Origin of the sequence: Streptomyces sp. NPDC001787 (genome assembly GCF_040297465.1) — a bacterium.
Taxonomy (GTDB): Bacteria; Actinomycetota; Actinomycetes; order Streptomycetales; family Streptomycetaceae; genus Streptomyces.
Genome location: NZ_JBEOZE010000036.1, coordinates 1 through 11857 on the forward strand (window position 1 = coordinate 1; position 11857 = coordinate 11857).

Below are 11857 nucleotides of genomic sequence, written 5' to 3' on the forward strand. Positions count from 1 at the left end.
GACCTCGTACGCCTCTACGCGCGTGCCTGCGCCGAGCGCGACGAGCAGCCGCCGGTGGAGCGGGAGCTGGCGCTGTCGCGGCTGCTGGACTTCTATCTGGCGACGACCGCCCGGGTCTACGCGCTGGAGCGGCCGGGCGACCGGCTGGTGGACCACCTGGAGCCGACCGGGCACGCGGGAATGGCCTTCCCCGACCGCCACTCGGCCCTGGACTGGCTCTACACGGAGGCGACGAACCTCCTCGCCTGTGTCACCCAGGCGTGCGCCCCGCCGACACTCCGGCGCGCCGTGGACCTGCTCTACGCCGCCCTGGACCTGGGCGAGTCGGGCGCGAACGCGAAGCAGTACGAGGCCGCGGCCATGACCGTGCGGGAAGCGGCCAGGAAGTGCGACGACCCGCGGGCGGAGGGCCGCGCCGTGATGTCGCTGGCCAACGCGCACCAGCTGGCGGGCCGGTTCGACCACGCCGACCGCGAGGCGCAGGAGGCGATGCGGCTGGCGGACACCGTCCAGGACCTGCTGCCGGCCAGCTGGGCGGCGAACGCCCGCGGCATCATCGCCCTCTACCAGAACCGCCACACCGACGGCGAGGCGTTCCTGAACCAGGCCATAGACGCCTTCCGCAGCGACGGCAACCGGCCGGGCGAGGCGAGCGCCCTGTGCAACCTCTCCCGCATACACCTGGCCACGGGACGGACCGGCAGCGCCATCACGCTGGCCCGGTCGGGCATAGAGATCTACGACTCCCTCGGCCACGCGCTGCGGGGCGCCAACGGCCGCTACGCGCTGGGCATGGCGCTCACCCAGAGCGGACGGTTCAAGGAGGCGACCGACCAGCTGACCGAGGCCCTGGAGATCTTCCGCGACAGCCGTCAGCGGCTGTGGGAGGGCATGGCCATGTTCCGGCTGGCCGAGGTCGACATCGCCTCCGGCCGCCCCGCACAGGCCGCCCAGTACTCGGAGCTGGCGCTGACCGTCCTGCGCGGCATCGGCGGGGAATGGCGGCGGGGAAACGTCCTGACCGTGCTGGGGCGCGCACTGTCCGGAATCGGACAGACCGGGCGCGCCCAGGTCTGCTGGCGCGAGGCGCTCTCCATCTACGAGGAGCTCGGCTCCCCGGAGGCGGACGCGGTGCGGGCGCTGCTCTCACCGGCCTCCGCGCCCTGACGAACGAGGGCGTTCATCGTTCGTTTATCGCCACCGGACATTCTCGTACCTGTCGATCCGTCGCGTCGGGGGGCAGACGGGGCGACAGCGGCCACACCGATTAAGGTGAGCGGCCCGAAGAGGCCCGTCCGGCAGTGTTCGGGGGAACAGCCGGGCGGGCCTCGCCACCCATTGCGCAGTGCACGCAGAGAAGGAGTTGACCATCATGGCCGACGCCAAGAAGCAGGACCCGATCTTCAAGCCGGCGGACCAGCACGCCACGGGCGAACCCACGACGCCGGTGACGACTCAGGACCAGCACGCGACGGGTGAAGAAGTGACCACGCTGGACCAGCACGCCACGTCGGAGCCGTTCAAGCCGGCCAAGTAGACCTTCACCACACGGGGAACGGCCGCGGCGGCGCGGAGGGGGAGCCGTCGCGGCCGCCGTACATCCGCACACGGGGGACGCGGGTACGGAAAGCGGGGCCCGGACCGAAACGGTCCGGGCCCCGCTCGCGTGCGCGCGGCGCTACCTGCCCCGCAGCTCGCCCTTCAGCACTTTCCCCCCGGCGTTGCGCGGCAGTTCGGTGACGAACTCCACCGACCGGGGCACCTTGAAGTTCGCCATCTCGCGGCGTGACCAGGCGATCAGGTCGTCCGCGGTGACCGTCGCCCCCGGGCGCCGTACCGCGTACGCCTTGCCGACCTCGCCCAGCCGGGGGTCCGGGACGCCGATCACCGCCACGTCCGCCACGTCCGGGTGGAGGCCGAGGAGCTGCTCTATCTCGGCGGGGTAGGCGTTGAAGCCGCCGACGATGAACATGTCCTTGATCCGGTCCGTGATGCGGAGGTTGCCCGCCTCGTCGAGCACCCCCACGTCGCCGGTGCGGAGCCAGCCGTCGGGGGTGAGCGTGGCGGACGTGGTGTCCGGGTCCTCGAAGTAGCCCCGCATGACGTGGAAGCCGCGCACCAGGACCTCGCCGGGGCTGCCGGGTTCGGCCAGGACCCGGACCTCCGTACCGGGGATCGCCCGGCCGGAGGTGGTGGCGATGACCTCCGCCGGGTCGCCCCGGCGGCACATGGTGACGATGCCGCTCGCCTCTGAGAGGCCGTACGCCGTCAGGACGGTGGAGATGTGCAGTTCGGCGCGCAGCCGCTCCACCAGCCGGAGGGGGACGACCGCCGCGCCGGTGACCACCAGGCGCAGGGCGGAGAGGTCGTGCGCCGCGCGGGAGGGATGGTCCAGCAGGGACTGGTGCAGGGTGGGCGGGCCCGGCAGGACCGAGATGCGTTCGGCGGCGATGTTGGCCAGGACCGTGTCCACGTTGAAGACCGGCTGCGGCACCATCGTCGCGCCCCGCATCAGACAGGCGATGATGCCCGCCTTGTAGCCGAAGGTGTGGAAGAACGGGTTCACGATCAGATAGCGGTCTCCCTCGCGCAGACCTGCCAGCTCGCTCCAGATCGCGTAGCAGCGCAGCGTCTGGGCGTGTGTGATCACCGCGCCCTTGGGGCGGCCCGTGGTGCCCGAGGTGTAGATGATGTCGGACGGGTCACCGGGGACGATCGCGTCGGCGCGGGCTCGGACCTCCGCGCGGGGGATCCGCTCGCCCCGCACCAGGAAGTCCTTCCAGGTGACGTACTCCCGCGGGGCGCTGTCGGCGAGGACCACCACGGTTTCCAGGTGCGGGAGTTCCACGTCCGAGCGGCGCAGCGAGGCGACGTACGACGTACCGAGGAACGTGCCCGTGACGAAGAGCAGTTTCGCGCGGCTCCGCTGGAGGATGTACGCCGCTTCCGTGCCCTTGAACCGGGTGTTCAGCGGAACCAGCACCGCCCCCGCCGTCACCGCCCCCAGCGCGGAGACGATCCAGTCCAGGGTGTTCGGGGCCCAGATCGCCACCCGGTCCCCCGGCTCCACGCCCGAGGCCAGGCACGCGGCGGCGGCCCGTTCCACCTGCTCGCCCAGTTCGGCGTACGAGAGACGGGTGCGGCCCTCGGCCACCGCCTCCCGGTCGCCGTACCGCCCGGCCGCGTCCCGCACCAGCCCCGGGATGCTGCCCCATTGCTCGTCGCCACGCATCGCACGTCCTCCCGCCGAACCGAACCCGCGCCGGGGCGGGTGCCGAAGGTCCCGCCCGGCTCCACTTCCGGCACCCGCACTAGCTGACTATCCGTCAGATTAGCTGTAGCCTCTGGCGCTGTCAGCAGTCAGGACGTTCCGGAAGGTGGACGGATGGCGACGCTCAAGGACATGACCGCGATAGCCGGAATCGGACAGACGGCCTTCGCGAAACGGCTCCCCGAGTCCGAGAAGACCCTCGCCTGCCGCGCCATCGTGGCGGCTCTCGACGACGCGGGGATCGCCGCCTCGGAGGTCGACGCCTTCGCCTCGTACACGATGGAGGAGACCGACGAGGTCGAGGTCGCCAAGGCCATCGGCGCCGGGGATGTCACCTTCTTCTCCAAGGCCGGCTACGGGGGCGGGGGCTCCTGCGCGACCGTCGCGCATCTGGCCGCCGCCGTCGCCACCGGACAGGCGAGCGTCGGAGTGGCCTGGCGGTCCCGGAAGCGGGGCTCGGGGCCGAGGCCCTGGAAGAACACCGCCGTGCAGCTGCCCACCCCCGCCCAGTGGACCCGCCCCTACGGGCTGCTGCGCCCGGCCGACGAGATCGGCATGCTGGCCCGGCGGTACATGCACGAGTACGGGGCCACCCGCGACCACCTCTTCAACGTCGCGCTCGCCTGCCGCAACCGGGCCAACCAGAACCCCGGCGCGATGATGTACGAACGGCCGCTGACCCGGGAGATGTACATGACCTCCCGCTGGATCAGCGATCCGCTCTGCCTCTTCGACAACTGCCTGGAGACCGACGGGGCGCTGGCCTGCGTCATCGTCTCCGCCGAACGCGCCCGCGACTGCCGGCAGAGGCCCGTGTTCATCCACTCCGTCGCCCAGGGCCTGCCCGCCCAGCACCACGGCATGGTCAACTACTGGAACGACGACCCGCTCACCGGTCCCGCCTGGACGGCGGCCCGACAGCTGTGGAAGCAGGCCGACTTCGGGCCGGACGACGTCGATGTCGCGCAGATCTACGACGCGTTCACCCCGCTGATCCCGCTCTCCCTGGAGGGCTACGGCTTCTGCGGGCGCGGCGAGGGCGCCGCGTTCACCGAGGGCGGAGCGCTGGAGAGCGGCGGCCGGCTGCCCATCAACACCGGGGGCGGCGGCCTCAGCGAGGCGTATGTGCACGGCTTCAACCTGATCACCGAGGGGGTCAAGCAGCTGCGCGGGACCTCCACCGCCCAGGTGCCCGATGCCGCCACCTGCCTGGTCACCGCCGGTGAGGGCGTGCCCACCTCCGCCGTACTGCTGAGGAGCTGAGGAGCCGAGATGCAGACCCCCGATTCCCTGCTGCTGCCCGTCGTCGACGAGGACGGGGCACCCTTCTGGGAGTACGCCGCCGCCGGTGAGCTCCGTGTCCAGGCCTGTGCCTCCCCCGCCTGCGGCGAACTGCGCTTCCCGCCCCGGCCCTGCTGCCCGCACTGCCAGTCCTTCGACAGCGAGTGGCGGGCGATGAGCGGACGCGGCCGCATCTGGTCGTATGTGCTGCCGCACCCGCCGCTGCTCCCGGCCTACGCCGAACAGGCCCCGTACAACGCGGTCGTGGTGGAGCTGGCCGACGCCCCGCACATCCGGCTGGTCGGCAATGTCGTGTCCGGACCGGCGGCGCCGCTGAACTCCGTGGATCCGGGGCGGCTGCGGATCGGCGCTGCGGTACGGGCCGTCTTCTGCCCCCTCACGCCGGAGATGACCGTGGTCCGCTGGCTGCTGGAGCGCTGAGCGATGACGCTGCGCACGGAGCGGGACCGGGAGACCGGGGTCGCCGTGGTCACCCTGGACCGGCCGGAGAAGCTGAACGCCATCGACCTGGCCATGGCGAATGAACTGGCCGCCCGCTGGCGGGACTTCCGCTTCGACGAGAGCGTGCGGGCCGTCGTCCTCACCGGGGCGGGCGGCCGGGCCTTCTGCACCGGGATCGACCGGGGCGCCGAGGTGCCGCAGCCGCCGTCCCCGTACTCCATCGACGATCCGCTGCTGAGGATCGGGCCGAAGGCGAACGACCTGTGGAAGCCGGTGATCGCGGCCGTGGAGGGGATGGCCTGCGGTGGGGCGTTCTACCTGCTGGGCGAGGCCGAGTTCGTCGTGGCGTCGCAGGAGGCGACCTTCTTCGACCCGCACACGACGTACGGAATGGTCAGCGCCTACGAGGCGATCGCCATGGCCCAGCGGATGCCGTTCGGGGAGGTGGCCCGGATGTCCCTGATGGGCACGGCCGAACGGGTGACGGCCCGTCGTGCCTACGAGACCGGGCTGGTCAGCGAGATCACCCCGGCCGGTGGCGCGGTGGCGGCGGCGGTCCGGGCGGCGGCCACGATCGCCTCGTACCCCACGGACGCGGTCCAGGGCACCGTACGGGCGGTGTGGTCCGCGAAGGAGGCGGCCCGCACCCAGGCCATGGCACAGGCCCCGCACCTCATCGCGCTCGGCAACCTGGCGCCGGAGCGGCAGGCGGAGCTGTTCGCAGGACGGGGCGGGGGCGGGGCTCCCCGGCTGCGGTGAGCGCGCCCGCTCCCCGCCCCGTCGTTCGGGGGCGCCCCCTCGTCAGGGGCGCGGCTCCGCCGTGACCCGGCAGCGCTTCACCTTGGACACCTTGCGGGGGCTGTCCATGCGCACGGCGAGGTCCTTGACGTCGCCGTAGTCCAGCGTCGCGGTGGTCCCGGCGGAGTCGACGGTGTTGCCGAGGGCGTCGAGGAACGTCACCTCCACGTCGTACGTCCGCGAGCCGGCCGCCGTGGACCTCAGCTCCACGACGGACGAGGTGACGGCCTTGCGCTTGCCCTTGCGGGGCTGGGCGCAGCGGACGACCCGGACCTCGGGGGCGTCGGAGGCCGTGGCGGTGGGTGTGGGCGTCCCGTAGTCGGTGCCGCCGGAGGAGCTGCTCGACGAGCTGTCGTAGTCGTCGTCGTAGTCGTGGTACCCACCGTTGCTCTTCTTGGAATTGGAGCAGCCGCCGCCCGATCCGCCGCTCTTCCCGCTCCGGCTCTTGCCGCCCTTGCCCCCGCTGCTGGAGGTCGAGAATCCGGTGAGTGCCAGCACCACCACGACCAGGACCGCCGCGAACCTCATACGCCGCCGCATCATCGATGCAGCCCCCCTTGTGTTGTCGTCTTCCGCTTCTCCGCCGTCTTCTCCCGCCCACAGCATGGCGGCCGAAGACCCATGACCAAGTCATGACCCTGTCACGGTCGCGTCATGGTCCGTGTGGCGGGGGTGACCTGTCGGGCGTAGCGTCGGCCGGGGGCCGGGCGTGGACGCCGACGGGCGCCGCGCGCCGCGGGTACATACGGCGAGCGCCGCAGGAGGCTGATGATGATCCGCAACGTCCTCGGCTCCGTCGTCGCCCTCATCGGCGCGGCGGGCGCGGTCCAGAGCCCCTTCCTGCGCTGGTACGACGGCCGGTTCGGCCACGACTACCGCGTCCAGGACCTCTTCGGCGGCATCACCGCCACCTCGTCCGCGGTCATGTCCTCGATCCTGCTGCCGTTCCTGTTCGCCGCGCTGGTGGTGGTGGTCGGGGTGGCCCTCCGGTCGCGGCTGCTGGTGGCGTTCGCGGGCGTGGTGGTGCTCGGCTTCACCGTGCTGTGGATGGTCCGCCAGGGGCAGGCGGCGGGCAGTCTGGCGGTGGCCTCGGACGGGTCCGGGCTTCAGTGGGGGGTGGCGGGCGCGCTGGCCGGCGGGGTGCTGATCCTGCTGGGGGCGCTGCTGATGTCGGGGCGGCCGAAGCGGGTGGCGCGGCACGCGGAGCCCTATCCCGCGCCCGGCCGGGAGCACCCGGACACCTGGCCGCCCACGCAGGAGCCGGGGATGTCCGCGCAGACATCACCCTGGCCGGAACCGGAGCCGGAGCCGTACACCGGGCCGGACCCCAGGGACCCCAGCCACTCCCGCGACCCCGGTGCCGCCCGGGATCCCGGCGACGCGGACCGGCCGCCACAGCAACCGCCGGAGCCTCCGCCCCGGCAACCGGGAAGCTGACCGCACGGCCCCCGCCCGGCTGCCCGACTACGCGCGGGCCTTGTTCCCCGTGCCGGTGCCCTTCAGCGCGTCCAGCGCGTACACGCACCGGTCCTTGCTGCAGGCGTACACGACACCTGCCCGCGCGACCGGTGAGCCCGTGATCTCGCCGCCCGTGGCGAGCTTCCAGCGGAGCTGGCCGCCCGCCGCGTCCAGGGTGTACAGCACATGGTCGGCGGAGCCGAAGTGCACACGGCCGTCGGCGACGACCGGGGCGCCGACGACATCGCCGCCCGCGGCGAACCGCCACTTCGGGGTACCGGTCACCGCGTCCAGGGTGTACAGCGCGCTGCCGCTGCCCACATGCACGTTCCCGGCCGTGACCAGCACGGGTTCGATGGACTGCCGGGCCTCCGTGGCGATCCGCCAGCGGTCCTTGCCGGTCGACGCGTCGAGCGCGTACACCGTGCCGAGGTAGTCGGCGAGGTAGACCCCGCCCCCGGTGACCGCGGGGCCGGGCGCGAACGCGGGCGGCGACAGGAAGACCGCGGGCGACTCGAAGTGCCAGCTCACCCGGCCCGAGTCCGTGTCGACGGCCAGCACCCGCGTCCCCGCCGCGATGTAGACGTAGCCGTCGGGGGCCGGGGTCACCCGGACCGGGACACCGCCGCAGGAGGCCGCGTCGCCGATGGGGTACGACCAGCGCTCCAGGCCGCTGCGGGCGTCCAGGGCCCGCAGCCGGGCGTCCTGCCACAGGTACACCGTGCCGTCGTGTATCACGGGCCCGGCCTCCGGCGTCTCGAAGTCCGCCTGGACACCCGTGACCTCCCACAGCTTCTCGCCGCTGGACGCCTCCCACGCCTGGACGCCGCCGCCCCGGGTGGCCGTCAGGACGGTGCCCCGGTCGGCCTTCAGGCAGTACACCCAGGCGTCGGTCCGCAGCCGCCACTGTTCGGCGCCGCTCGCCGCGTCCAGCGCGTACAGCGAGGGGCCGTCCGAGGCATGGATCCTGCCCCCGTCGACGGCCATCGCCCAGGCCACGTCCCGGGTCTTGAACTGGCGCCGGCCATTGCCCACGTCCAGCGCGTGCACCTCGAAGGACGTCACGTACAGCAGGTCGCCGGAGACGATGGGTGTCCCCCACACATCGTTCGACATGCGAAAACGCCAGGGCCGCCAGCGGTCCGGCACCGCGTCCGGGGCGGCGGCCGGGGGCGGCACCGGGGCGGTCGGGGCCGTCTGCCCGGTGGCCGCGCCGATCAGCCCGGCGGGCGCCCTGACCCAGCCGGTGGCCGCCGCCGGATGCGCGGCGGCGGCACCGCGCCCCTCCCCGGCACGCGGACCGGGACCGATCGGCACCTGCGCCCCGGCCAGCCGCACCGGGCCGCCGTCGGGTGCCGGGGACGACATGGGGGCGGGCGAGGAGAGCGGGGAGGGGGAGCGCAGATCGCCGCCGCCGCGCCAGCCGGTGTCCGGGGCGCGCGGCGGACGCGGGGGCGGCGGGGGCACGGCCACCGGGGCGGGGGCGACCGGCGCGGCGGTACGGCCGCCGCCCCGGCGCTGCTCGATCATCGCGGTGGCCCGCGCGGGCAGCCAGGCCGACGCCGTACCGCTGTCGTCGCTCCCGGAGGCGAACAGGTGCGGGGCGAGCCTGGCCTGGAGGTCGGCGGGGCTGGGCCGCAGCGAGGCGTCCATCTGCATGCAGGACTCGATCAGCGGCCGCAGGTCGTCCGGCAGCCCCTCGGTGTCCGGGCCCTCCCGGAGCAGCATGAACACCGTCTCGACCGGGTTCGCCCCGTGGAACGGGGCATGGCCGGTGGCGGCGAAGACGAGCGTCGAGCCGAGCGAGAAGATGTCGCTGGCACCGGTCACGCTGCGCGAGTCGCGCGCCTGCTCGGGAGACATGTAGGCGGGGGTGCCCACGGCGACGTTCGTCATGGTCAGCCGGGTGTTGGAGACGCCGGACGCGATACCGAAGTCGATCACCCGGGGGCCGTCCTCGACGACCAGGACGTTGGACGGCTTCAGGTCGCGGTGGACGAGCCCCGCGCCGTGGATGGACTGGAGGGCCTCGGCGATCCCGGCGGCCAGCCAGTGCACGGCCTGGGTCGGCATGGGCCCGCACTCGTTCACTATCTCCTCAAGGGAGGGCGCGGGCACATAGGCGGTGGCCAGCCACGGGACGGCGGCACGGGGGTCGGCGTCGACCACGGCGGCCGTGTAGAAACCGCTGACGGCGCGGGCGGCCTCCACCTCACGCGTGAAACGGACCCGGAACAGCTGGTCCTCGGCGAGCTCCGTACGGACCGTCTTGATCGCCACCCGCCGGCCGGACGCCGAGCGCGCGAGATAGACCAGCCCCATGCCGCCGGCGCCGAGCCGTCCCAGCACCTCGAACGGGCCGATCCGCCTCGGGTCGTGCTGCGTCAGCTGCTCCACCACTTGCATGCCACCTCCCCGTACGGGCCTCAGGAACAGAAGCCCGCCTATTCCCGCCCTGTGCAGCGTCTCACCACTGGGCACCACCTGGCGGTGCGCACCCCGATTCTTCCTGGCTCGGGCGCCGGTTGCGAACCCGGGGGCGGATCAGGGTGTCTCATGTCACTTCGCCCGCTATCCGCACACAACGGCCGCCGGAAGTGATTTCGGAAGCCGTCCGGATCACGGAAGCCGTGCGGGACCGGTTCAAGCGGCCGTTCGGGGGCGCCGGAACCCGCCGGGGTCACGGAAGCAGTTCGGAGGGCTGGAGTACGGCGAAGGCGGCGCCCTGGTCGTCGTGGAGGACGGCCATCCGCCCGTACGGGATGTCGAACGGCGGCGCGGTGACCCGGCCGCCGAGGTGTACGGCGGTCTCGACGGTCCGGTCGCAGTCGGCGACGGCGAAGTGGATGAGGAAGTGGCTGGGCATCTCGGCGGGGAGGGCGTCCGTGATGACGCTGCGCCCCCCGACCGCGGTGTCGGGGCCGGGTTCGGTGCCCGCCGGGGACCACAGCCGGAAGTCGACGAGTGATTCGGCGGTGCCGGAGGCGTCGCCGCCCGCCTCGTCCAGGTCGGTGCCCCGGAAGCCGAAGACCTTCTCGTAGAAGGGGTCGACCCGTTCCGGCCGCCGGGTGTAGACCTCGGTCCAGCAGTAGGTGCCCGGCTCGTTCTGCCTCTCGAAGCCGGCACGGTCACCCGCCTGCCACAGCCCGAAGACCGCGCCGCCGGGGTCGGCGGCCTGCGCCACGATCCCGGCACGCCCCGCGTGCACCGGTTCGGTGATCACCTGGCCGCCCTCCGCCCGGATCGCGGCGACGGTCGCCCGGATGTCGTCGGTGGAGAAGTAGACGCCCCAGGCGGTGGGCATCCGGCCGTCGCTCTTCGCGGCGAGGGCGGCCACGAGACGGCCGTCGCTGTAGGCGTCGGCGAAGGGCATGCCGTCGCCCGCCCGGAAGGTCCAGCCGAAGAGCCCGCCGTAGAAGCGCTTGCCCGCTTCGAGGTCGGGGAGCTGCACATCCACCCAGCACGGCGCGGAGTGCGCGAATGCGGCCATGGGCCCGGATCCTTCCGTCGCGGTGACGCCCGTCACAGTCAACGTAACGTCGCACCCCGCACTCCGCGCCCCGGCGCACTCCTGACGCACCCCGGCCGGCCGCGACGGGACCGCGGCCCACCCGGGGAGGACATCCGGCCCGGCCATAGAGAACATTCGCCCGAATCGTGAAGATCCAGCACCCCCGTGGACGAAAGTTGTCCACCGAAGTTGTCCACAGGCTGTTGATAACACTAATACCCATCGGGCGGCACACACCGGAAGATTCCGTTCCGGAAAGTCCCGGATACCTCCGCGCACCCCTCCGGTCCTGCGGCGTTCCCCATTTGCAGTCGGCCGAATCGCGCTCCGATCACCCCTCGGTAAGCTGACGGCATGACAGGACAAGTACGCACCGTCGACGGCCGCGTGGCCGGACGACGCGGTCAGGCGACGCGGCAGAAGCTGCTCGACTGCCTCAGCGAGATGCTCAGCTCCTCGCCGTACCGGGACGTCAAAGTCATCGACGTCGCCCGGAAGGCCGGGACTTCACCCGCGACTTTCTACCAGTACTTCCCCGACGTCGAGGGCGCCGTCCTCGAAATCGCCGAGGAAATGGCCAAGGAGGGCGCCGGACTGACCGAACTGGTCGCGGGCCGCTCCTGGGTCGGCAAGGCCGGCTGGCAGACCTCCGAAGAACTGGTCGAAGGATTCCTCGACTTCTGGCGCCGCCACGACGCGATCCTGCGCGTGGTCGACCTCGGGGCGGCCGAGGGCGACAAGCGGTTCTACAAGATCCGTATGAAGATCCTGAACTCGGTCACCAACTCCCTCACCGATTCGGTCAAGGAGCTCCAGGCCAAGGGCAAGGTCGACAAGGACATCAGCCCCGCCGCGATGGCGGGCTCCCTGGTCGCGATGCTGGCCTCGGTGGCTTCGCACCAGAAGGGCTTCACCACCTGGGGTGTGAAGCAGGCCGAACTGAAGCCCAACCTTGCCCTGTTGGTCCATCTGGGCATCACCGGCAAGAAACCGACGAGGTAGGCACCGGCACCGGACACCCTCGCTCGCACCGGGCACGCACGGCAGTCCCGGGTGCCCCAGGTCCTGTCTCACCG

Annotated in this window: 11 protein-coding genes; 7 read left to right on the forward strand and 4 right to left on the reverse strand. The window is 72.4% G+C overall.

The annotated features are described in order from the left end of the window. On the forward strand, positions 1 to 1167 hold a 1167-nt coding region (locus tag ABT170_RS33985), incomplete at its 5' end, for a tetratricopeptide repeat protein (protein ID WP_351873997.1). A gap of 205 nt (positions 1168 to 1372) precedes the next feature. Next, positions 1373 to 1537: a hypothetical protein gene (locus ABT170_RS33990; RefSeq protein ID WP_266931879.1), complete on the forward strand. Its 165-nt coding sequence runs from the start codon at positions 1373 to 1375 to the stop codon at positions 1535 to 1537. Between the two features lie 141 nt (positions 1538 to 1678). Here ABT170_RS33990 and ABT170_RS33995 read toward each other — a convergent pair whose 3' ends face one another. After that, positions 1679 to 3232, reverse strand: coding sequence for a FadD3 family acyl-CoA ligase (locus ABT170_RS33995; protein ID WP_351874001.1), 1554 nt, complete (start codon positions 3230 to 3232; stop codon positions 1679 to 1681). Positions 3233 to 3385: 153 nt separating this feature from the next. Here ABT170_RS33995 and ABT170_RS34000 point away from each other — a divergent pair, with 153 nt between their 5' ends. The 3 genes from ABT170_RS34000 to ABT170_RS34010 are packed head-to-tail and all read left to right on the forward strand — an operon-like array spanning position 3386 to position 5773. Continuing rightward, on the forward strand, positions 3386 to 4534 hold the full coding sequence (locus ABT170_RS34000; RefSeq protein ID WP_329942423.1) for a lipid-transfer protein: 1149 nt from the start codon (positions 3386 to 3388) through the stop codon (positions 4532 to 4534). A 9-nt stretch (positions 4535 to 4543) separates the two neighbouring features. Then, positions 4544 to 4993 carry a Zn-ribbon domain-containing OB-fold protein gene (locus tag ABT170_RS34005; protein WP_329942424.1) on the forward strand — a complete coding sequence of 150 codons (450 nt, stop codon included), beginning with the start codon at positions 4544 to 4546 and terminating at the stop codon, positions 4991 to 4993. A 3-nt stretch (positions 4994 to 4996) separates the two neighbouring features. After that, positions 4997 to 5773: an enoyl-CoA hydratase/isomerase family protein gene (locus ABT170_RS34010; protein ID WP_329942425.1), complete on the forward strand. Its 777-nt coding sequence runs from the start codon at positions 4997 to 4999 to the stop codon at positions 5771 to 5773. A gap of 42 nt (positions 5774 to 5815) precedes the next feature. Here the strand turns inward: ABT170_RS34010 and ABT170_RS34015 are convergent, their stop codons facing one another. Then, positions 5816 to 6355, reverse strand: coding sequence for a hypothetical protein (locus tag ABT170_RS34015; protein ID WP_329942426.1), 540 nt, complete (start codon positions 6353 to 6355; stop codon positions 5816 to 5818). 228 nt (positions 6356 to 6583) lie between these two features. On the opposite strand from ABT170_RS34015, the gene ABT170_RS34020 reads away from it, so the two are divergent. Continuing rightward, a complete protein-coding gene (locus tag ABT170_RS34020; RefSeq protein WP_351874112.1) occupies positions 6584 to 7249 on the forward strand; it encodes a hypothetical protein in 666 nt (221 codons plus the stop codon). Positions 7250 to 7276: 27 nt separating this feature from the next. Here the strand turns inward: ABT170_RS34020 and afsK are convergent, their stop codons facing one another. Both afsK and ABT170_RS34030 read right to left on the reverse strand, forming a co-directional pair. After that, complete coding sequence (gene afsK / locus ABT170_RS34025; protein WP_351874005.1) at positions 7277 to 9676, reverse strand: protein serine/threonine kinase AfsK; 2400 nt, start codon at positions 9674 to 9676, stop codon at positions 7277 to 7279. Positions 9677 to 9950: 274 nt separating this feature from the next. Continuing rightward, the gene (locus ABT170_RS34030) at positions 9951 to 10760 is read right to left on the reverse strand and encodes a VOC family protein (protein ID WP_351874008.1); all 810 of its coding nucleotides are present in this window, start codon (positions 10758 to 10760) and stop codon (positions 9951 to 9953) included. 375 nt (positions 10761 to 11135) lie between these two features. Here ABT170_RS34030 and ABT170_RS34035 point away from each other — a divergent pair, with 375 nt between their 5' ends. Next, on the forward strand, positions 11136 to 11783 hold the full coding sequence (locus ABT170_RS34035; protein ID WP_266931895.1) for a TetR family transcriptional regulator: 648 nt from the start codon (positions 11136 to 11138) through the stop codon (positions 11781 to 11783). The last annotated feature ends 74 nt before the right edge of the window (positions 11784 to 11857 follow it).